At 68.7% G+C, this 21,636-nt stretch carries 17 protein-coding genes and 1 pseudogene; 4 read left to right on the top strand and 14 right to left on the bottom strand.

Annotated features, from left to right (window positions below):
• The first annotated feature begins 209 nt into the window (after positions 1 to 209).
• Positions 210 to 1,466: a thiolase family protein gene (locus AB4Y67_RS16985; RefSeq protein WP_441406943.1), complete on the top strand. Its 1,257-nt coding sequence runs from the start codon at positions 210 to 212 to the stop codon at positions 1,464 to 1,466.
• Positions 1,463 to 3,625 carry a 3-hydroxyacyl-CoA dehydrogenase NAD-binding domain-containing protein gene (locus AB4Y67_RS16980; RefSeq protein ID WP_441406929.1) on the top strand — a complete coding sequence of 721 codons (2,163 nt, stop codon included), beginning with the start codon at positions 1,463 to 1,465 and terminating at the stop codon, positions 3,623 to 3,625. The genes AB4Y67_RS16985 and AB4Y67_RS16980 overlap by 4 nt, the downstream gene beginning before the upstream one ends.
• Before the next feature lie 23 nt (positions 3,626 to 3,648).
• Here AB4Y67_RS16980 and AB4Y67_RS16975 read toward each other — a convergent pair whose 3' ends face one another.
• The 12 genes from AB4Y67_RS16975 to AB4Y67_RS16920 all read right to left on the bottom strand — a co-directional run bounded on the left by AB4Y67_RS16975 (position 3,649) and on the right by AB4Y67_RS16920 (position 19,012).
• On the bottom strand, positions 3,649 to 5,199 hold the full coding sequence (locus AB4Y67_RS16975; protein WP_441406928.1) for an ABC transporter ATP-binding protein: 1,551 nt from the start codon (positions 5,197 to 5,199) through the stop codon (positions 3,649 to 3,651).
• Positions 5,196 to 5,954, bottom strand: a complete 759-nt coding sequence (locus AB4Y67_RS16970) for an energy-coupling factor transporter transmembrane component T (RefSeq protein WP_441406927.1) — start codon at positions 5,952 to 5,954, stop codon at positions 5,196 to 5,198. The genes AB4Y67_RS16975 and AB4Y67_RS16970 overlap by 4 nt, the downstream gene beginning before the upstream one ends.
• 32 nt (positions 5,955 to 5,986) lie before the next feature.
• Positions 5,987 to 6,871, bottom strand: coding sequence for an ECF transporter S component (locus tag AB4Y67_RS16965; protein ID WP_441406926.1), 885 nt, complete (start codon positions 6,869 to 6,871; stop codon positions 5,987 to 5,989).
• Between the two features lie 62 nt (positions 6,872 to 6,933).
• Entirely contained in the window at positions 6,934 to 7,965 is a 1,032-nt protein-coding gene (locus AB4Y67_RS16960) for a nucleoside hydrolase (RefSeq protein ID WP_441406942.1), read from the bottom strand.
• 72 nt (positions 7,966 to 8,037) lie between these two features.
• Complete coding sequence (locus AB4Y67_RS16955) at positions 8,038 to 9,015, bottom strand: aldo/keto reductase (RefSeq protein ID WP_441406925.1); 978 nt, start codon at positions 9,013 to 9,015, stop codon at positions 8,038 to 8,040.
• A gap of 158 nt (positions 9,016 to 9,173) precedes the next feature.
• Positions 9,174 to 9,392 carry a hypothetical protein gene (locus tag AB4Y67_RS16950; protein ID WP_056431439.1) on the bottom strand — a complete coding sequence of 73 codons (219 nt, stop codon included), beginning with the start codon at positions 9,390 to 9,392 and terminating at the stop codon, positions 9,174 to 9,176.
• A 67-nt stretch (positions 9,393 to 9,459) separates the two neighbouring features.
• Positions 9,460 to 10,017, bottom strand: coding sequence for a hypothetical protein (locus tag AB4Y67_RS16945; protein WP_441406924.1), 558 nt, complete (start codon positions 10,015 to 10,017; stop codon positions 9,460 to 9,462).
• Positions 10,014 to 10,559, bottom strand: a complete 546-nt coding sequence (locus AB4Y67_RS16940) for a DUF402 domain-containing protein (RefSeq protein ID WP_441406923.1) — start codon at positions 10,557 to 10,559, stop codon at positions 10,014 to 10,016. Before AB4Y67_RS16940 ends, AB4Y67_RS16945 begins: the two co-directional genes overlap by 4 nt.
• A 20-nt stretch (positions 10,560 to 10,579) precedes the next feature.
• Positions 10,580 to 12,553: a 1-deoxy-D-xylulose-5-phosphate synthase gene (dxs, locus tag AB4Y67_RS16935; RefSeq protein ID WP_441406922.1), complete on the bottom strand. Its 1,974-nt coding sequence runs from the start codon at positions 12,551 to 12,553 to the stop codon at positions 10,580 to 10,582.
• A gap of 154 nt (positions 12,554 to 12,707) precedes the next feature.
• Positions 12,708 to 15,521, bottom strand: a complete 2,814-nt coding sequence (locus AB4Y67_RS16930) for an aconitate hydratase (protein WP_441406921.1) — start codon at positions 15,519 to 15,521, stop codon at positions 12,708 to 12,710.
• A gap of 171 nt (positions 15,522 to 15,692) precedes the next feature.
• Positions 15,693 to 17,039, bottom strand: a complete 1,347-nt coding sequence (locus tag AB4Y67_RS16925) for a class I SAM-dependent RNA methyltransferase (RefSeq protein ID WP_441406920.1) — start codon at positions 17,037 to 17,039, stop codon at positions 15,693 to 15,695.
• Positions 17,036 to 19,012: an APC family permease gene (locus AB4Y67_RS16920; protein ID WP_441406919.1), complete on the bottom strand. Its 1,977-nt coding sequence runs from the start codon at positions 19,010 to 19,012 to the stop codon at positions 17,036 to 17,038. The genes AB4Y67_RS16925 and AB4Y67_RS16920 overlap by 4 nt, the downstream gene beginning before the upstream one ends.
• A gap of 131 nt (positions 19,013 to 19,143) precedes the next feature.
• On the opposite strand from AB4Y67_RS16920, the gene AB4Y67_RS16915 reads away from it, so the two are divergent.
• Together AB4Y67_RS16915 and AB4Y67_RS16910 are read left to right on the top strand one after the other, a co-directional pair.
• A complete protein-coding gene (locus AB4Y67_RS16915) occupies positions 19,144 to 19,815 on the top strand; it encodes a potassium channel family protein (protein ID WP_224049324.1) in 672 nt (223 codons plus the stop codon).
• The gene (locus AB4Y67_RS16910; protein ID WP_441406918.1) at positions 19,816 to 20,541 is read left to right on the top strand and encodes a potassium channel family protein; all 726 of its coding nucleotides are present in this window, start codon (positions 19,816 to 19,818) and stop codon (positions 20,539 to 20,541) included. It begins immediately after the preceding gene.
• A gap of 78 nt (positions 20,542 to 20,619) precedes the next feature.
• Here the strand turns inward: AB4Y67_RS16910 and AB4Y67_RS16905 are convergent, their stop codons facing one another.
• Positions 20,620 to 21,414, bottom strand: coding sequence for a DUF3159 domain-containing protein (locus tag AB4Y67_RS16905; RefSeq protein WP_441406917.1), 795 nt, complete (start codon positions 21,412 to 21,414; stop codon positions 20,620 to 20,622).
• Positions 21,411 to 21,636, bottom strand: a pseudogene (locus AB4Y67_RS16900) (hypothetical protein); the annotation flags it as partial. The pseudogene AB4Y67_RS16900 and the gene AB4Y67_RS16905, both read right to left, overlap by 4 nt.

The raw sequence follows: 21,636 nt of genomic DNA, 5'->3' as shown, positions 1-21,636 counted from the left end.
CGGGAACTCGTTCGACCGCACCATGCCCTGAGGGCAGCACAGGACTCCTTGCCAGCTATGTTACTCACGAGTAACATGTTGTCTGATGTCGCGCGGATCCGTGCTGCCCTGGCGTTGCGCGCAGGGTACGGAACCGGCACCCATGTCTCGATGAGGAGTATCACGTGAGCCAAAGCCCGAGCAGCGGAAGTAACAGCAGCGGACCCAGCATTGCAAAGCCGGGCATCGGCAGAGACCGTTCCATCCGCGACGTCGTCTTCGTGGACGGCGTCCGCACCCCCTTCGGCCGCGCCGGCGAGAAGGGCATCTACGCGGGAACGCGCGCCGATGACCTCGTGGTCAAGTGCATCCGCGAACTGATGCGCCGCAACCCGTCCCTGCCGGCCGAGCGGATCGACGAGGTGGCCATCGCCGCCACGACCCAGACCGGCGACCAGGGCCTGACCATCGGCCGCACGGCCGCCCTGCTGGCCGGGCTGCCGCGGACCGTGCCGGGCTTCGCGATCGACCGGATGTGTGCCGGCGCCATGACCGCCGTGACGACGACGGCGAGCGGCATCGGCTTCGGCGCGTACGACGTTGTGATCGCCGGCGGCGTCGAGCACATGGGCAACCACCCGATGGGCGCCGGCGCGGACCCCAACCCGCGTTTTATGTCCGAACGGATCGTGGACCCGGCCGCCCTGAACATGGGCAACACCGCCGAGAACCTGCATGACCGCTTCCCCGCGATCACCAAGGACCGCACGGACGCCTACGCCGTCGCCTCCCAGGACAAGCTGGCCGCCGCTTACGCCAAGGACCAGATCCAGCCGGACCTGGTGCCCGTCGCGACGATGAAGCCGGGCCAGGGCTGGACCGTGAACACCGTGGACGAGCCGCCGCGGCCGGGCACCTCGGTGGCCGACCTCGCCTCGCTTAAGACCCCGTTCCGCGCCCACGGCCGTGTCACCGCCGGCAACGCCGCCGGCCTCAACGACGGCGCCACCGCGGCCCTGCTGGCCTCCGCCGACGCCGCCGAGGAGCTCGGCCTGCCGGTCAAGATGCGCCTGGTCAGTTACGCCTTCGCCGGCGTCGAACCCGAGGTCATGGGCATCGGCCCGGTCCCGGCCACCGAAAAGGCCCTCAAGAACGCCGGCCTGGGCATCGCGGACATCGGCCTGTTCGAAATCAACGAGGCCTTCGCCGTCCAGGTGCTCAGCTTCCTGGACCACTTCGGCATCGCCGACGACGACCCCCGGGTCAACCGCTACGGCGGCGCGATCGCCGTCGGACACCCGCTCGCATCCTCCGGCGTCCGGCTGATGAACCAGCTGGCCCGCCAGTTCGAGGAGGACCCCACGGTCCGCTTCGGCATGACCACCATGTGCATCGGCCTGGGCATGGGCGCCACCGTGATCTGGGAGAACCCGCACCACGCCGACTACGGTACCGAATACACCACCAAGACTGGAGCCGCAGCATGAGCGCCGCCGATTTTCGCAAGCTTGCCGATCTGTTCCCGAACGAGACGGTGACCCACTCCTACGTCCAGGACATCCAACTCCCCGCCGTGAACGGCACGAGCCCCGGCACCTTCGCCCTGGTCACGCTGGACAACGGGCTGGACCACTCCAAGCCCACCACGCTGGGCCCCAACACCCTGATCGAGCTCGGCACCGTGCTGGAGGGGCTGCGGGAGCGTGCCGCCCGCGGCGAGATCGTGGGCGTAGGGGTCACCGGGAAACCCTATTTCCTTGTTGCCGGCGCGGACCTCTCCACGGTCAAGTCCATCAGCGGCCGGGAACACGGCCTCTGGATGGCGCAGCTCGGCCACGACGTCTACGGCACCCTGGCGAACCTCGGCGTCCCGAGTTTCGCGTTCATCAACGGCCTCGCCCTGGGCGGCGGGCTGGAGATCGCCCTGCAGTCCACCTACCGCACCGTGTCCACCGGCGCCGGGGCGCTGGCCCTGCCGGAGGCCTTCATCGGGCTGATCCCGGGCTGGGGCGGCGTTTACATCCTGCCGCGGCTGATCGGCCCGGAGAATGCCCTCAAGGTGATGATTGAGAACCCGCTGAGCAACAACCGCACGCTCACCGGGCCGCAGGCGTTCAAGCTTGGCGTCGCCGACGCCATGTTCGAGCCGGCGGACTTCGTCGAGCAGTCCGTCGCGTGGGCCGCGCAGGTCATCGCCGGCGCCGTGGCACCGGAGCGTGCCAACGCCGTCGACCCTTCCGCTCCGGAGGTCGCGGCCCGCTGGGCCGGCGCCATCGCCGCGGGCCGCGCCTTCGTCGAGGCCAAGACCTCCAACGCCTCCCCCGCACCGGCCAAAGTCCTCGAGGTCATGGAGGCGAACCGCACGCTGACGCAGGCCCAGTCCGCGGAGCTGGAATGCGAGACCCTCGCGGACCTCATGCAGACTGACGAGTTCCGCTCCACCGTCTACGCCTTCCTGGACCTTGTGCAGCGCCGGTCCAAGCGCCCTGCCGGCGCCCCGGACCGCAAGCTCGCACGCCCGGTGACGAAGGTCGGCGTCGTGGGTGCCGGCCTGATGGCCGGCCAGCTGGCCCTGCTCTTCGCCCGCCAGCTCAAGGTGCCCGTCGTGATGACGGATATCGACCAGGCGCGCGTGGACAAGGGCGTGGGCTACGTGCACGCCGAGGTGGACAAGCTGCTGCAGAAGGGCCGGATCAGCCCCGATGCCGCCAACCGGACCAAGGCCCTGGTCAGCGGCTCTGTTTCCAAGGAGGCCTTCGCCGACGCCGACTTCGTCATAGAGGCGGTCTTCGAGGAGCTCAACGTCAAGAAGCAGGTCTTCAAGGAAGTGGAAGCAATCGTTTCGGCGGACTGCATCCTCGCGACGAACACCTCCTCGCTGTCCGTCACCGCGATGGCTGAGGACCTGGAGCACCCGGAACGCCTGGTCGGCTTCCACTTCTTCAACCCCGTGGCCGTGATGCCGCTGCTGGAGATCGTCCGCGCCCCGAAGACCGACGACGCCGTGCTGGCCACCGCGTTCGAGCTCGCCAAGGGCCTCAAGAAGTCCGCCGTGCTGGTCAAGGATGCCCCGGCGTTCGTGGTGAACCGCCTCCTCCTGCGCCTGATGGGCGAAGTGACGGCGGCTTTCGATGAGGGCACGCCCGCCGATGTCGCGGACAACGCGCTGCGCCCGATGGGCCTGCCGATGACGCCGTTCGTACTCGGCGCCATGGTGGGACTGCCCGTCGCGCAGCACGTCCAGGAATCCCTCCACGCCGCGTTCGGGGACCGTTTCCCCGTCTCGCAGAACCTGCAGAACCTGATCGACAACGGGGTGAAATCCATCTGGGATCCGGCCTCGGTGCAGGCCGGCCAGCCCGCGATCCCGGCCGAGACCCTGGCGCTGATGTCCTTCGGCAGCACACCATCCACCGGCGAAGAGGTGCTGCGCCGCACACAGGACGCCCTGGCCGAGGAGATCGGGCTGATGCTGGACGAAGGCGTGGTGGCGGGCCCGGAGGACATCGACCTCTGCATGATCCTCGGTGCCGGCTGGCCGATGTTCCTTGGGGGTATCACCCCGTACCTTGACCGGGTGGGTGCCTCCGAGCGGGCCACCGGCAGGAAGTTCTTGGCCCCCGGGGTGGCGTCCGAACCCGCCTAGGCAATGCACTGCGGCGGCGGGCTTCAGGACTCCTGGAGCCCGCCGCCGCTGAGCTTTAGGACGCGGTTCGCCGCGGCCCGGGCGTAGGCGGCATCGTGGGTGACCATCACGACGGCGGCGCCCCGCGCCGCGGAGTCCTCGATGGCCCGGTGCAGGTACTCCAGTCCGTGCCGGTCCAGCCCCACCGTGGGCTCATCGAGGGCGAGCACGGCGGGCTGCCGGGCCAGCACGGTGGCAAGGGCAAGCAACCGCTGCTTCGAGGCCGGCAGCTCTGCCGGGTGCGCTCCCGCATCCCCGGACAGCCCCACGGCCTCCAGCGCCTCGTAGGCCCTGGCGCTGGCGTCCTTGCCCACGAGCCGCCGCAGCCCGAAGCTGACCTCCCGCAGCACCGTCCGTTCGAACAGCTGGTCCCGGGGCTGCTGGAAGAGCAACCCCACCGAACCGGCCACCCGGCCGGCCGGAAGACCGGCAATGCTGGTTCCCGAGACCCGCACGTCCCCCGCTGCCGGGCGCAGCAGGCCGTTGAAGTGGCGCAGCAGCGTAGACTTGCCGGCCCCGTTCCGCCCGGTGACGGCCACAATCTCGCCCGGCCGCACGGTGAGGAAGAGATCCCGCAAAACCGGCTCCCCCGCGGGTCCGCCTGCCCGCGGGAAGCTGAAACCGACACCGCCCAACTCCAGCACTGGCGCAGGTGGTACCGGGTCCGTCCCGGCGGCCTGGACGGCAGCCGAAGCACGGGTGCCCGCCGCACGGACCCCCGCCGAATGGGTCACCGTGTCGATCACGGTCCCCGTCCGGGCGAGCTGCGCGGACCGGATCAACTCCCCGGGCGGGCCGCTGGCGGTGACGGTACCGCCGTCGAGGACGAGCCAGTGCGAGGCCGAGCGGGCCAGCCCGTCGGCTGACTGGCCCAGCACAACGACGGCGGTGCCGGCACCCGTGAGCCTGCCGATGAGGTTCCGGACCAGGATGACCCCGGCAGCGTCCAGGGAGGCCAGCGGCTCGTCAAGCACCAGCACTCCGGGGTCCTGGATGACAGCGCAGGCGATGGCCAGACGGCGCAGTTCCCCGCCGGACAGGGTGGCGGGGTCCCGGTCCAGGAGCGCGGCCAGGCCGGTCAGCTCCGCGGCGCGGGCTACCTGCCGGAGCATGTCCGGCCGCGCGGCGCCCCGGTTCTCGAGGCCAAAGGCGAGTTCCTCGGCCACCGTGGAGCGGATCGTGGTGAGCATGCCGGCCGCCTCCTGCGGGACGTAGCCGACCCGGTCCGACCAGGYGGAGGGGTTGATCCGGGGGTCGTCGTGGCCGCCGCTGAACTCCAGCACCTGGCCGGCCTGGGCGAGCGAACCGGTGAGCGTTCCGGAGTGTCCGGGCCGCAGCCAGCCGGCCAGTAGTTTGCCGAATGTGGTTTTTCCACTGCCGGATCCGCCGAGGACGGCCGTCAGCGTGCCGGGACGGACGCTGAAGGCGATGTCGTGCAGCGCAGCGGCGGACTCGCCGGGGAAGCTGAAGGTGCCGATCCGGGCGGCCAGCACGGCGTCAGTCCCGGGCGCGGCGGTGGAGTCAGCGGTTGTCATGGCAGTCCCGTCCCCGGCCAGGAGACGGCCAGCCGGACTGCCACGGCGGCCCCGGCCAGCAGCAGCAGGACGGCCCGGAACCGTCGCTGGGCGGGCGGGTCGGTGAGCTCCCGGTAGGCGGTCCGGGGACCCTGGCGGCCGAATCCGCGGGCGTCGAGCGCCTGAGCCCGGCTTCCTGAGTCCTCGATGAGGCCCAGCACCAGCGGGACCATCTGCACCCGCACTGCAGCGAGCCGGGACACCAGGCCGCGGCCCACCACCAGCCCGCGGGCCTCCTGCGCCGCCCGGATCGCCGCCAGCCTGCCGGCCATGGCCGGCAGGAGCGTCAGCGCGGAGGCCAGGACGAAGCCGAACTGCGGCGGCAGCCCCTTCGCGGCCAGCGCGGCGACGAGGTCGGGGGTGCTGACGGTGAAGGAGAAGAGCAGCAGGACCAGTACGCAGGCGCCTGTGCGGGTGCCCGCCTCCAGGGCGAAGGCGAGTCCTTCCTGCGTGACCCGGGCGGGCCCCCAGGCCGCCAGGACGGTGCGGCCCTCCGAGAAGAAGAGCCCGTGCAGCATCAGCAGCGACAAGCCCAAGGGCAGCAGGACCGCCGCCCCCGCGGCGAGCACACGGCGGCCGACGCCGGCACGCCCGGCCAGCACGGCCGCCGCGAGGGCGACCGCGAGGGACAGCGGCCAGCAGCCTGCCGCCGTCGTGATCACCGCGGCGGAGCCGGCCGCCGTCAGCGCGGTCAGCGGGTGGAGGGTGGAGGTCATGGTGCGGAGAGTCGGCTTCCGGGGGCTCGGGCTCAGGCTTCCGGCTGGTTCGCCGGCTGAGTCTCCGGCCGGTTCTCCGGCTGAGTCTCCGGCGTTGCCGGGTTCTTGCCGGCGAGCACCCGGAAGCGGCGGACGAAGGCGAACTGGAAGGTGGTGCGGCGCGGCAATGCGTAGACCAGCAGGGCTGCGATGGCGAAGACGATGGCCTTGTCCATGGGGTCCGAGATCAGTGCCTGCTTGGTGATGGCAGCGAGCAGGGTGTCGCCCATGGCGCGGAAGGCGCTGACCACTGCTCCGGTGCCGAGTCCGGCGGTGCCGCCAAAGACGAAGGCTGCGATCGGGGCGGACACGACGCCGGCGAGAATGCCGGTGACGAAGCCGGCAACCGGTGCGAGGTAGAAGCGGCGGAACAGTCCGCCGCGGGCGGCCAGGCCGGCGAGGAAGCCGATCAGCGCCGCGCCGGCGGCGAAGGGCAGCACCGTCGGGTTGAAGAAGGACCACACGATGGTGCTCAGGGCGCCTGTGGCGGCACCTGCGGCCGGGCCGGCGAGGACCGCGATCAGGACGGTGCCGATGGCGTCGAGGTAGAACGGCAGCCCGGTGGTGCCCATGAGCTGGCCCAGGACCACGTTCAGGACCAGGGCCACGGGCATCAGGACCAGAGTGGATGTGGGAAGGACCGGAAGCGCCGCGGCGATCAGTAGGACGGCGCCGAGCAGGAATCCGCCGAGGGCCACGAGCGCCGCGAAGCTGGCCGGTCCGTTGGCGATGTCCGCGGGCTGGGTCAGGACCAGGAACAGGTAGGTGGCTGCGATCGCGGCGGCACCGGCGAGTTCCAGCAGGCGGCGGTTGCGCCGTGCGGTAGTTCTGCCGGCGGCGGGGCCGGTGGCAGGGAGGGTCAGGGACTGCTGTGACATGGGGATGGTCCTTTAGTGGGGCTGCAACATCCGCCTCATGTCACCTCGGCGCAGCTACCATCCTAACCAGTGGCGGGGGTACCGGCGGACATGCTCCCCCGGGCCAGCGCGCCGACCGAGGAAATCAGCTCCGCGAAGCACTGCTCCGGGTCGTTGGAGGAGACGATCCGGGCGTTGGGCGGCAGTCCCCAGAGGCCGCGGAAGTCCGCCACCGTGGTGCCGGCCAGCAGCGGCGAGGCGGTTTCGACGTCGACCGTGGCCAGGCGGGCCGTGAACGGGGTGCGTCCGACGGCGGCGCAGGCCGCGAAAGCGTCATGCATGTGCGCGACGTAGCCTTGGTCGTAGAGCCGGTGGAATTCCATGTAGAACCTGATCGCGTCGGACAGGCAGGCCACGAGCGGGCTGGCGGAGGTGCTGCGGAGGCCCTCCGGCTGCTCCGGCAGGACCAGTTCCGGGCCGGCCCCGGCGGCCTCCCCGAGGAGCCGGAGGTGTTCGGGGAGCATCTCGATCCGCTCCGTCGTTTCCAGCGCGCACACCAGCGGCAGCTTGTCTTCCGGCAGGCCGCGGTACGCGGCGAAGACCTCCTTGGCCGCGTGCGGGTCCACCGAGGTGTTCCATTCCGCCGTCGGCGTGGTGTTGCCCTGGTAGTAGTAGCTCCCGCCCATGATGACGAGGCCTTTGAGCAGCCGCGGCAGCTCCGGTTCGCGGCGCAGGGCGAGGGCGAAGTTGGTCAGCGGCCCGGTGATGAGCCCGGTGATCTCCCCCGGGTGCGCCCGCACTTCGTCCACCCAGACGTCGACGGCGTGCCGCTGCGAGATCTGCTGCGCGGGCGCGGGCAGCTCGGCGTGGCCGATCCCCTGCGGCCCGTGGGTCTCCTCGGTGGTGACCAGCGGGATTTCCAGGGGCACCTCGGCGCCGATGGCCACCTCGACGCCGGACCGGCCGCACAGTTCCAGGAGCGCCAGGTTGTTGAGCGCGACCTGGCGGGCGCCGACGTTGCCGGCCGTGCAGGTAATGGCCTGCAGGTGCACCTCGGGCCGGGACAGCAGGTAGACGAGGGCCAGGGCGTCGTCGATCCCGGTGTCGACGTCCATCAGGACGGTGTGGCGCGCTGCAGGCACGTCAGGCAGGGCCCCCGGGCTGGGAGCCGTTGAGGACGGGCCCATCTAGAACAGTGCGACCTTCGGCGTCCGCGGGAAGAGGTCGTTCAGTTCGGCACGCTCCGCGGCGCTGGGGACCCAGGCCACGGCGGCGGCGTTCTGCCGGACCTGTTCCGGCCGGGTCGCACCGGCGATGACGCTGCTGACGGACGGCTGGGCCGCGAGCCAGGAGAACGCGACCTGGATCTCGTTCAGGCCGCGTTCGGCCGCGAAGCCGCTGAACGCGCCCAGCTGGTCCCAGTCGGCGTCGTGCACCAGGTTGGTGCGGGTGTGGCTGAGGCGCGAACCCTCGGGTGCCGTGTCCTTGGCGTATTTGCCGGTCAGCAGGCCGTTGGCGAGCGGGAAGTAGGGCAGGACGCCCAGGCCGTAGGCTTCGGCGGCCGGTGTGACCTCGAGTTCGGCGCGGCGGTCCAGCAGGTTGTAGTGGTTCTGGCTGGAGATGAACCGTGCTCCCCCGCGGGCGCGGGCCACGAATTCGGCCTCGGCGATCTGCCAGCCGGCGCGGTTGGAGTGGCCGATGTAGCGGACCTTGCCGCTGGTGACGAGCTCGTCGAGGGCGTCGAGGGTCTCCTCGATGGGGGTCAGCGGGTCCGGGGTGTGGAACTGGTAGAGGTCGATCCAGTCCGTTCCCAGCCGGCGCAGCGAGGCCTCCGCGGCCTTGATGATGTAGCGGCGGGAGCCGCGGGCACCGAAGTCGTTGCCGTTGGCCCCGCGCATGTCCATGCCGAACTTGGTGCCGATCACGGCGTCGTCGCGGCGGCCACTGAGGGCCTTGCCCAGCATCGTCTCGCTGAGGCCGGGTTCCTTGCCGTAGGTATCGGCGACGTCGAAGAACGTAATGCCCGCGTCCAGGGCGGCATGCACGACGGCGTCGGTCCCCTCCTGCGACTCGGTGGCAGTATTAGCCCGGCCCAGGTTGTTGCAGCCAAGGCCGACGACGGAGACGGACAGTCCGGAGTTTCCTACACGGCGGTATTCAGTCATGGGGTTCAGCCTATAACGGCCGGCAGCGGCTCCCGGGCATGGCGGGCAGGTTGCTGCCCGGGCCGGAGTTAGGCCGGAGTTTGGCCGGGCCCCGAGTTCCGCCAGCGGCCGGAGTTAGGTCGCGCCCCGGCGTTTGGCCGGCAGCCGGCCCGCGCGGGTCACCCTGCGGGCAGTTCCAGTCCGCGTTCGTCCAGGGCATCCTCGAGCTGGGCAAGGGTCCGCGGGCAGATCCCGTGCATTCCGGCAAGTCGGCGCCGGCCGAGCTGCACAAGGTGCTCGAGGGTTTCCACCCCCGCATGTGCGAGCGACTTGCGTGCCGGTGCCGCCAGGCCCGCCGGGAGCGGGGTGCTGCCTGGTTGAGAGGATTTGCGCGTCATGGCGTTGCCTTTCAGTCGGTTGCCCCCAAACTGATGTGAGCCGTGCCCGGCTCCTTGCAGGTGTTACCTAAAGCGTGAAGCTGTTGGCCGACTTCGGTGAGTGCTTGAGCTTGAAGGACTCCTCGCCGAAGGCTGCGGCGCCGATGCTCAGCTTGGTGAAGTCCAGGTCTTCGCCACGGATGCAGACCTTGATGGCATTAACCGTCTTGTTGACGTCCGGGGTGAGGATGAAGATGTTGAGCTTGGCATCGGCGAACTCGGAGCGGTCCACGATCCCGAGACCCCGCCAGGCCAGGTGGCTGATCAGGGCGTCTTTGGCTTTTTCCTCGAGGTACCGGTCGCGGGTGGTCCCGTCCTTTGTTTTCAGGGCGTACTGGGCCACCACCCAGAACTGTTCCTCGTCCGGAATTTCGGCGTACCCGTCCTCGGCGCACTGTCCGGCGAAGGCGTCCATGAGCCGCTCCGCGGCCTCGGCGTCGGCGGCGTCGGTCTCTTCGGTGGTGCTCTGGTGCCCCACGACGCCGTGGTTCATGACGAATTCGTTGAACTCCTCGTCAATCCAGGCTTCCCTGAACTGCAGGGTGCCCTCTTCGTCGCGCTTATAAACCCGGATAATTCCGCTCATGCCCGTCCTTTCCTGAACCATTCGCGGTCTGTGCCGTCGAACGGTGGCTGTTGTGCCTTGACGGCCTGGTACAGCTGATCCGACGCCGTAGTGATCCGGTCCACCACGTCCGCGGGGTAGTCCATCTCGATCCGGTGCTCGGCAAACTCGTCCTCATCGTCCACGTACACGCCGCGGTCCACGGTCCGGATCACATCAAGGTCCATGTCGATCAGGTGGAACTCGGTGGCGCCCGGCCGGATCGTCGTCCAGCTGTGGTCCGTCGCCAGATCCACGTAGATCTGGACGCCCGCGGGATGGGCTGCGTCGTAGAAGGTGGCCACGTACTCGCCCGAGCGCGGGACCAGCAGCACGGCGTCGGATTCGGCGTAGAACGCCGCGCCCGGGCGGGAGCAGAACTCATTGGTTCCCTGGAAGATCCACCAGCCGTGGGCGTCTTCGCCGAGATACGTCCCGGGCACCACCCAGTGCGCCGTGCCGTTCCATTTCCGGTTCCGGGCGACCACCAGGTCGCCCGGCACCAGGCTCTCGGGGGTCCTCACTGGAGTTCTCGCGGGGGTCCTCACAGAATCGGCAGGCTGCCGGTGCTGGGGTGTTCCTGGCCCGGGAGGGGCCGGGCGAACGGCACCTTGGTGCCCAGGACCTGCGCCACGACGTCGTGCGTGATCTGCTGCGCGGTCAGGCCGACCCGCTCGAGCACCTGGCTGCGGGAGCCGTGGTCCAGGAACTCCACCGGGAGGCCCACCTCGTTGAGGGCAGTGTCCACTCCGGCGGCCCGCATTTCCTGCCGGATCCGGGACCCGACGCCGCCGGCGCGGACCCCGTCCTCGATGCAGATGACGAGGCGGTGGTGCGAGGCGAGGGCGACGACGGATCTGGGGACCGGGAGGACCCAGCGAGGATCCACGACGGTTGAGCTGATGCCCTGCGCGCCGAGCCGGTTCGAGACGTCGAGTGCGAGTTCGGACATGGCACCGACGCTGACGATCAGCACGTCGTTGTCGCTGGAGCCGGCCGGGCGGCGTGCCAGCACGTCCACGCCGTCGCTGAGCCGCTCGATGGCCTCCACCTCGGCACCGACGGTGCCCTTGGAGTAGCGGATCACGCTGGGGGCGTCCTCGATGGCGACTGCTTCGCGCAGTTCCTCGCGGAGCCGGCTGGAGTCGCGGGGCGCGGCGAGGTGCAGGCCGGGCACGATCTGGACCATGGCCATGTCCCACATGCCATGGTGGCTGGCGCCGTCGGGCCCGGTGACGCCGGCCCGGTCCAGGACGATTGTGACGCCGGCCTTGTGCAGGGCGACGTCCATCAGGAGCTGGTCGAAGGCGCGGTTCAGGAAGGTCGCGTAGACCGCGACGACGGGGTGCAGGCCGCCGAATGCCATGCCGGCGGCCGAGGTGAGGGCGTGCTGTTCGGCGATGCCGACGTCGAACACGCGTTCCGGGTGCCGCGCGGCGAACTTGTGGAGCCCGACGGGGATGAGCATGGCGCCGGTGATGCCGACGATGTCCTGGCGCTCATCGGCGATGTCGGCGATCTCGTCGGCGAAGACGGACGTCCAGGACTTGGCGCCGCCGGCCTCGGTGGGTTCGCCGGTCTCCGGGTCGATGATCCCGACAGCGTGGAACTGGTCGGCTTCATGGGCGCGGGCGGGTGCGTAGCCGTGGCCCTTCTCCGTCATGGCGTGCACAATGACGGGCCCGGCGTAGGTCTTGGCGGTGGACAGGGCGTTCTCCAGGGCCTGGAGGTCGTGGCCGTCCACGGGTCCGATGTACTTCATGCCGAGGTCCTCGAACATGCCCTGCGGGGCCCACCAGTCCTTGACGCCCTTCTTCATGGCGTGCAGGCTGCGGTAGGTGAACTGGCCGGCGGGTCCGCCGTTCTGCAGCTTCCGCCGCCACAGGTCCAGGGTGCCTTCGTAGCCGGGTGCGGCGCGGAAGGAATCGATGGTGGGGCGCAGCGAGGCGAGGTAGTCCGCGAAACCGCCCACGGTCGGGGCGTAGGAGCGCCCGTTGTCGTTCACAACGATCACGACGCGGCGCTTCTTGTCCGCGGCGATGTTGTTGATGGCCTCCCAGGCCATGCCGCCGGTGAGGGCGCCGTCGCCCACAACTGCGATCACGTACCGGTCGCCGTCGCCGGTCAGCTGACGGGCACGGGAGATCCCGTCCGCCCAGGAGAGCGAGGAGGAGGCGTGCGAACTTTCGACGATGTCGTGCTCGGATTCGGCGCGGTCCGGGTAGCCGGACAGGCCGCCCTGCTGGCGCAGGGTGCTGAAGTCCTGGCGGCCGGTGAGGAGCTTGTGCACGTACGACTGGTGGCCGGTGTCGAAGACGATGCTGTCGCGGGGGGAATCGAAGATCCGGTGGACCGCGATGGTGAGTTCGACGACGCCGAGGTTTGGGCCAAGGTGCCCGCCGGTCTGGGAGACGTTGCCGATCAGGAATTCCCTGACCTCGGCTGCCAGCTGATCCAGCTGCGCCTCTGACAACTTGCTCAGGTCCTGCGGATTCCGGATGGTCTCCAAGATTCCCAACGGCCCCTCCTTCGGGTGGTAGACATGCCTTCTAACTCTAACGCCTCCGGAGTGGCCGTGGTGCCGGAACGGGAAAGCCCCGGTCCGTCGGTGACGGGCCGGGGCTTTCTCGTTGGACTGCTGGGTCTCCGCTGGTTGGCGGGGACGGTCTCCGCTAGTTGGCGGAGATTTGGCGCAGCACGTACTGCAGGATGCCGCCGTTGCGGTAGTAGTCGGCCTCGCCCGGGGTGTCGATGCGCAGGACCGCATCGAAGGACGTGACCGTGCCGTCAACCGCAGTGGCAGTGACCTTGAGCGTCTTGGGCGTGGTGCCCTCGTTCAGGGCGGTGACGCCCTCAACCGCGAAGGTCTCCGTGCCGGTCAGCCCGAGGCTCGCAGCGTTCTGGCCGGCCGGGTACTGCAGGGGCAGGACGCCCATGCCGATCAGGTTGGAGCGGTGGATGCGCTCGTAGCTTTCGGCCACGACAGCCTTGACGCCCAGGAGCGCGGTGCCCTTGGCTGCCCAGTCCCGGGATGAGCCGGAGCCGTACTCCTTGCCGGCCAGGACAACCAGCGGGATGCCGGCGGCCTGGTAGTTCTGCGCGGCGTCGTAGACATAGGCCTGCGGGCCGTCGGCCTGGGTGAAGTCGCGGGTGAAGCCACCCTCAACGCCGTCCAGGATCTGGTTCTTGATCCGGATGTTCGCGAACGTTCCGCGGATCATGACCTCGTGGTTGCCACGGCGTGAGCCGTAGGAGTTGAAGTCCTTGCGCTCCACTCCGTTGGCCAGCAGGTACTGCCCGGCCGGGGTGTCCGACTTGAAGGAACCTGCCGGTGAGATGTGGTCGGTGGTGACCGAGTCGCCAAGCTTCAGCAGCACGCGCGCGCCGGTGATGTCCTTGACGGGCTCCGGCTGCGCCTTGATGCCGTCGAAGTACGGGGGCTTCCGCACGTACGTGGACTTCGGGTCCCAGGCGAAGGTGTCGCCGGCGGGGGTGTCGAGTGCCTTCCAGCGCTCGTCGCCTTCGAAGACGCCCTCGTAGCCGCGGGCGAACATGTCCTTGTCGATCGAGGAATCGATGACCTGCTGGACCTCGACCGGGTTCGGCCAGATGTCCTTCAGGAAGACGTCGTTGCCGGCCTCGTCCTGGCCCAGGGCGTCGGCGTCGAAGTCGAAGTCCATGGTTCCGGCCAGGGCGTAGGCGATGACCAGCGGCGGGGAGGCCAGGTAGTTCATCTTCACGTCCGGGTTGATCCGGCCCTCGAAGTTGCGGTTGCCGGACAGCACGGCGGTGACGGAAAGGTCGTTGGCCTGGATGGCCTCGGAGATTTCGGCATCGAGCGGGCCGGAGTTGCCGATGCAGGTCGCGCAGCCGTAGCCGACGATGTAGAAGCCGAGCTTCTCCAGGTACGGGGTCAGGCCCGACTTGTTGTAGTAGTCGGTGACAACCTTGGAACCGGGAGCCACGGAGGTCTTGACCCACGGCTTGGAGGTGAGGCCCTTGTCGACGGCGTTGCGGGCCAGCAGTGCGGCGGCCAGCATCACGGACGGGTTGGACGTGTTGGTGCAGGACGTGATCGAGGCGATGGACACCGCGCCGTGGTCCAGCTCGAACTCGCGGCCGTCCGCGGTCTTGACGCTGACCTTGGTGGACGGGCGGCCGTTGGACTTCGGGCCGTGCGCGTGCGGAGCCTGATCAGTCAGGTGCGTTCCCGAAGCGGTGAACGACGGCGAGTCCGACGCCGGGAAGCTCTCGTCGATTGCCTCGTCGACGCTGCCGCCGGCCAGCTCTTCCTTCACGTAGTTGCGCAGATCCTCGCGGAACTGGTCCTTGGACTCCGTGAGGATGATGCGGTCCTGCGGGCGTTTCGGGCCGGAGATCGACGGGACAACCGTCGACAGGTCCAGCTCGAGGTACTCGGAGAACTTGATCTCCTTGGAAGGATCGTGCCAGAGGCCCTGTTCCTTCGCGTAGGACTCCACGAGGGCAACGTTCTCGTCGGAACGGCCGGTGAGGCGCAGGTAGTCGAGGGTGACGTCGTCGATCGGGAACATGGCGGCCGTGGAGCCGAACTCCGGGCTCATGTTGCCGATGGTGGCGCGGTTGGCCAGCGGCACGGCCGCGACGCCTTCGCCGTAGAACTCCACGAACTTGCCGACCACACCGTGCTTGCGCAGCTGTTCGGTGATGGTCAGGACGACGTCGGTGGCGGTCGCGCCGGCCGGGATGGACCCGGTCAGCTTGAAGCCCACGACGCGCGGGATCAGCATGGAGACGGGCTGGCCGAGCATGGCTGCCTCGGCTTCGATGCCGCCGACGCCCCAGCCCAGCACGCCCAGGCCGTTGACCATGGTGGTGTGGGAGTCGGTGCCGACGCAGGTGTCCGGGTAGGCGCGGAGCGCGCCATCAACTTCGCGGGTCATGACGGTGCGGGCCAGGTACTCGATGTTGACCTGGTGCACGATGCCGGTTCCCGGCGGAACGACCTTGAAGTCATCGAACGCGGTCTGGCCCCAACGCAGGAACTGGTACCGCTCGCCGTTGCGCTGGTATTCGATCTCCATGTTGCGCTCCAGTGCGCCGGAGTTGCCGAAGGCGTCGATCTGCACGGAGTGGTCGATCACCATTTCGGCAGGTGCCAGCGGGTTGACCCGCTTGGGGTCACCGCCGAGTTCCTTGACTGCTTCACGCATGGTGGCAAGGTCCACAACGCAGGGCACGCCAGTGAAGTCCTGCATGATCACGCGCGCCGGCGTGAACTGGATTTCAGTGTCGGGCTCGGCGCTGGGGTCCCAGCCGGCCAGTGCTCGGACGTGATCGGCCGTAATGTTGGCGCCGTCCTCGGTCCTCAACAGGTTTTCAAGCAATACCTTGAGGCTGAACGGAAGGTTTTCTGCACCTTCAACGGAGTTCAACCGGAAAATTTCGTATTCGGTACCGGCTACATTAAGTTTGCCTTTTGAACCGAAGCTGTCCACAATGCTCATCGCAGGACTCCTCTCGCAACAGTTTCATCTTTGTCGCGCCGCAGACCCCTTGCTAGTTAGGTGGCCCTAACTAGTGCTTGGCCTTGTTTGGACAAGGCTCGGTACAGGGTGCAGGAGGTCAGCCGTGATTACGGAGCGCGACGTCGGACTACTCCGCCCATCCTAGTGGCCTCAGGCCCCGGGAGTCAGCAGCGCCACAGTCTCCATGTGGTGGGTATGCGGGTACAGGTCGAAGGCCCGCAGCCCGTTCAGTTCCCAGCCGGACTCCTGGAAGTAGCCCACATCGCGGGCAAAGGACGCCGGATCGCAGGACACATAGGCGACGGCACGGGGGCCGGCCTCAACCAGCTGGTTCACGACGGCCTTGCCCGCGCCGGCGCGGGGAGGATCGAGCAGGACGGCGTCGAACGTGCGGGCTTTCTCACGCAGAACCCGTTCCACCCGGCCCTGGACGATCTCGACCTGGGAGGCATCATGGAGGTTCTTGCGCGCGTCCCTGCTGGTGCCGGGCGATCCTTCCACGGACAGGACGGAGCCGGTGACGCCGACGGCGTCCGCGAGCGGTGCGGTGAACAGCCCGGCCCCCGCGTACAGGTCGGCCACCGAGGCGCCGGCGTCCAGGAAGCCGCCGTCGTGCAGGAAGCCGGTGACCGCTCCCACCAGCGTGTCCGGCCCGTCCCGATGGATCTGCCAGAAACCGTCGCCGGTGACGCGGAAGCTGTGACCGGCGGCGCTCTCCTGCACGTAGGTGCGTCCGCGGAGCCGCAGGACCTCGCCCTTGACCGGATCGAAGCTGGCCACGGACACGTCCTCGGGCAGCTGGGCTAGGACCGCGCTGAGCCGCTTCGCCCGGGTTCCGGCGGCCGGGACCAGGAGCACCAGCGGGCGGGAGCCGTTCGCCGGGGCGGCCACCTCAATGCGTTCGATGCCCTGCAGGTCGATGTCCCAGAGCCGGAGCGCGTTGATGGCATCCGCCGCCAGTGGCATCTCCCCGACCGGGAGGACCGTGTCGGAACGGTGCGCGTGCATGCCGAGCTTCCCGGCCGGCGTCACCGCGAACCCGGCGCGGGTCCGCCAGGCGAGGCCCGCCGTCGCCGGCGTGCCGGGCTCCCCCACGGCTTCCACGGTGATGGGACGTTCGACGCCGGCCAGGCGGCGCAGCTGTTCGGCGAGCACCTCGGCCTTGAGGCTGCGCTGGCGCTCCAGGGAGATGTGGCCGAGTTCGGCGCCGCCCACGGGAGGGTGGCGGTGGGACCAGGAGCGGGCGGAATCCGCCAGGTCCCAGAAGTGTTCCACCCGGTCCGGGGAGGGTTCCAGGACTTCCACGACGTCGCCGCGCCAGAACTTGGCGTCCTGGCCGGATTCCGTGAGCCGGACCCGGACCTTTTCGCCGGGGATGCCGTGGCGGACGAAGACCACCCGTCCCTCATGCCGGGCCACGCAGTGGCCGCCGTGGGCGACCGGGCCGACGTCGACGGTCAGTTCGGTGGAGGATTGCGTCTGGGTCTCGGAGCTCATTGGATGTCCTGCAGTCTCTTGGCTTCTTCGGATGATTTCAGCTGCCACGGCACACTGGCCACCATCACGCCCGGCTCGAAGTGCAGCCGGGTCTTGATGCGCAGCGCGGTCTGGTTGTGGACCAGTTGCTCCCACCACTTGCCCACGACGTACTCGGGGATGTAGACGACAATCAGGTCGCGGGGCGAATCGCGGCGCATGTTCTTGATGTATTCCATGATGGGCGTCACCGTTTCGCGGAACGGACTGGCCAGCACGGTCAACGGTACCGGGATTTCCAGCTTCTCCCAGTCCGCGACCGTTTGTTCGGTCTCTTCGGGGCTGATGTCCACGGTGATGGCGTCCAGCCGGGAGGGCCGGGACGCGCGGGCGTAGGCCAGCGCCCGGAGCACCGGTTTGCGGACGTGCGAGACGAGCAGCACGGCGTGCACGCGGGTGGGCAGGGCACGCGGCGAGGTGTCCTCGTCGACGGCGAGTTCCTTGGCCACGTTGTCGTAGTGCGCCCGGATGCTCCACATGATGAGGAACAGGACGAACATGGCCAGCAGCGCGATCCAGGCGCCCTGCTGGAATTTTGTGATGAGGACGATCAGCAGGACCAGCCCGGTCATGCCGAAGCCGACCATGTTGATGGTGCGGGACTTGAGCATCCGCCGCTTCACCGCCGGGTCCTTGGCGAGTTTCAGCTCCCTCCCCCAGTGCCGGACCATGCCGAGCTGGCTCAAGGTAAAGGAGATGAAGACGCCCACGATGTAGAGCTGGATGAGCTTGGTGACGTCGGCGTTGAACGCGATGATCAGCACCAGCGCGCCGGCAGCCAGCGCCAGGACTCCGTTACTGAAGGCCAGCCGGTCCCCCCGGGTGCGCAGCTGGCGGGGCAGGTAGCCGTCCTGGGCCAGGATGGAGCCGAGCACCGGGAAGCCGTTGAACGCCGTGTTGGAGGCGAAAACGAGGATCACGCCGGTGGCGGCCACCACAATGAAGAAGGGGATGGACCCCGCGCCGAAGATGGTCTGGGCGATCTGGCTGATCGCCGGGCTCTGGATGTAGCCCTCCGGCAGCGGCCGGCCGTCGAGCAGGAACTCCTTGGCCGGGTCCAGCACGATGTGCACCTTGGTGGCGTTGGCCAGGTAGATGATGCCTGCCAGCATGGCGGAGGCGATCACGCCGAGCAGCAGCAGGGTGGTGGCGGCGTTCTTGCTCTTGGGCTTCTGGAAGTTCGGCACGCCGTTGCTGATCGCTTCGACACCGGTCAGCGCCGCGGCGCCGGAGGAGAAGGCCCTCAGCAGCAGGAACGCGCCGGCGAGGCCGACCAGTCCCTCGTCAAAGCCGGGCGCGGGAACGATCGTGAAGGCTGCCGAGGGCGCCTCGCCCAGCCGGCCGGTGGCGGCCTGGAAGACACCGATCGCGGTCATGCCGAGGATCGACGCCATAAAGATGTACGTCGGCAGGGCGAACACCGTGCCGGCTTCCTTGATTCCGCGCAGGTTCACGAGCGCCAGGACCACGACGCCGATCACCGCGATGCCGGCCTGCTGGCCATGCAGCGCGGGCACCGCCGTGGTCAGGTAGGTGGCGGCGGAGGACATGGACACCGCGACGGTCAGCACGTAGTCGACCAGCAGTGCGGAGGCGACGGTGAGTCCTGCGTGCTTGCCCAGGTTCTCGTTGGCGATCTCATAATCGCCGCCGCCGGAGGGGTAGGCGTGGACGTTCTGCCGGTAGGAGGCGACCACCGTCAGCAGCACCACCATGACGGCCAGGCCCACCCAGGGCGAGAACGCCACAGCGCTGACGCCGGCCAGCGCCAGCGTCAGGAGGATTTCGTCGGGTGCGTACGCCACCGAGGACAGCGCGTCGGAGGCGAAAACGGGGAGGGCGATCCGCTTGGGAAGCAGGGTGTGGGCCAGGTTGTCGTTCCGGAACGGTCTGCCTACCAGCACCCGCTTCACGGCATTGAAAATAGTCGGCACCACACAAAGCTAGTCCCATTCGCACGCGATGTCATGACGGCGGCTTTCCCCGCCCGGGGGCGGGCTCCGCGCGCGGCGGTGGCCGGTATTGTTTTACGCAGCAGCAGTCAAGGGAACTATAGGAGGCACGGTTGGCGCACTTCGTGATCATGGGTTGTGGCCGGGTGGGGGCAACCCTCGCGCACACCCTCGAGGACGCGGGCCATTCTGTGGCCATCATCGACCAGGACGACCGCGCATTCCGGCGGCTCCGGGCGGGTTTCACGGGCCGTAAAGTCACCGGCGTCGGCTTCGACCGGGAGACCCTGAAGCAAGCCGGCGTCGCGGACGCCTATGCATTCGCAGCTGTCTCCAGCGGTGACAATTCCAACATCCTTGCCACGCGCGTGGCCCGCGAAACCTTCCACGTCCCCCACGTTGTGGCCAGGATCTACGATCCGGGCCGAGCGGAGATCTACCAGCGCCTCGGCATCCCCACGGTGGCCGCCGTGCGCTGGAGCGCCGACCAGGTCCTCCGGCGGATCCTGCCCGAACAGCACCTCGCCGGCGACTTCCGGGATCCCTCCGGCCGGCTTGTGCTGGCCGAGGTGGACCTGGACCCGGAGTGGATCGGGCACCCGGTGACCTCGATCGAAAAGGCCGCCGGAATCCGCGTCGCCTATCTGACCCGCTTCGGCGAGGGCATGCTGCCCGTGGCCGGCACCCTGTACCAGGACGGCGACACCGTCCATGCGATGCTCGGCGTGGACCGCAGCACCGAAGTCGCCCACATTCTTGCCAAGTCCCCCGCCAAGGAGTCCTAAGTGAAAGTCGTCATTGTCGGGGCCGGAAGCGTCGGTTCCTCGATCGCGCGCGAACTGCTGGCCCACAAACACGAGATCCTGCTGATTGACCTGAAGCCCGAGGTAATCGGGCGCAGCGGCCTGCGCGGCGCGCACTGGCTGGTCGGCGATGCCTGCGAGCTGAGCACCCTGCAGGACGCGAAACTGGAGGACGCCGACGTCGTGGTCTCCGCGACCGGCGATGACAAGGTGAACCTGGTGGTCTCTCTGCTCGCAAAGACCGAATTCGGCGTCGGGCGGACGGTGGGCCGGGTCAACAACCCCAAGAACGACTGGATGTTCGACGATTCCTGGGGCGTCGACGTCGCGGTCAACACCCCGCAGCTCATGACCGCCCTCGTCGAGGAGGCGGTGGAGATCGGCGACCTGGTGCGCCTGCTGACCCTGCAGACCGGGGTGTCATCCCTGGTCGAGTTCACGGTCCCCCACGATTCGCACGTGATCGGCCTGACGGTGGGCAGCATCGACTGGCCGGAGGATTCGACCCTCGTGGCGATTCTGCGGGACCAGGCGCCCATCACCCCGAGCCGTGACGATGTGATCGACGGCGGCGACGAGCTGTTCTTCGTGACCACGATCGCGGCCGAGGACGATCTGCGTGCCCTGCTCTCGCCCGAGTCCGCCGGCGATGACGGGCACGCTGACGAACAGCTCCCCGCCGCGGCGGACGACGGCTTCGACGGCTAGTTGGATTTGCGCTGACAGTTGATTTGCGCTGTCAGTTGGAGTGGTTATTCCGCCCGGATAACCACTCCAACTGCCAGCTCAACTGGTTTTGTCGGCCGGGGCGGGGCGGGTCAGCAGCCAGGCGACCCAGATGCCCAGGATGTACAGCGGTGCGCCCATCAGGAGCCGGGTCGTGGCGAGGGCGGCGAATCCGGCGTCGCCCATGAAGTACAGCGGGACTTGGACCAGCAGACGGAGGGCCAGTACCGCGATAATCACCCAGGTGCCGATCTGGTAGGCCTTGACCCTGGCAGGGTTCTTCCGCCAGTCCAGGCCCTCGTTCCGGATGAACCCGAAAATCAGGCCGGCAAAGGGCCAGCGGACGGCAATCGAGATGGCCATGCCCACGATGTAGGCGGCGTTCGTGAAGAACCCGAGGACGTAGAAGTCCTCGGCCTTGCCCGTGCTGTTGGCAAGCCACGCGGAGAGGCCGACGCCGGCGATCCCCGCCAGTGCCTGCGTCAGCGGTTTGCGCTGGACCAGCCGCGTGAGGGTGAAAACAGCAGCCACGGCCAGCGCAAGGATCAAGGCCAGCGTCAGTTCACGTGTGATCGTGAACGCGACGAGGAACACCAGGCCGGGGAGGATGCTCTCCGCAATGCCCTGGATCCCGCCGGCGCTTTTGAGTACGTCGATGTTGCCGTTGCTGGAACGGTGCAGGCCGGCCTTTGCCGCGTAGCCTTCGGCGAGCTGCGCCACTGTCGGCTGGTCGGCTGTTGGCTGCTCTGACCTCGGCTGGTCTGACGTTGGCTGGTATGCCGTTTGCTGGTCAGCCGTATCCTTCCCGGCCGATCCCTGCCCGGCTGCTGTCTCAGGTTTCTCGGGCAAAGTCATTGCTCCTCCTGGCGGGAAAGTATTTCGTAGCGGGGGTTGAACATGGTGGGCAGGCCGTCGCGCACGGTGACCATGCCCCGGAGGCGGAGTTCCGTGCCGGCCTCGACGCCGGGGATGCGGCGGCGTCCCAGCCAGACCACGCGGAGCCGGTCCTTGGGGCCGAGGGGCCGGTGCCGCCGGGCACCAGGGGCGGCCGGGGACGCGGCGGGTGCGGCGTGCGGC

This window comes from Arthrobacter sp. YAF17, assembly GCF_052113365.1.
GTDB lineage: Bacteria > Actinomycetota > Actinomycetes > Actinomycetales > Micrococcaceae > Arthrobacter.
Note: the sequence above shows the minus strand (reverse complement) of the source record. Positions and strands in the feature narration are given on the sequence as shown.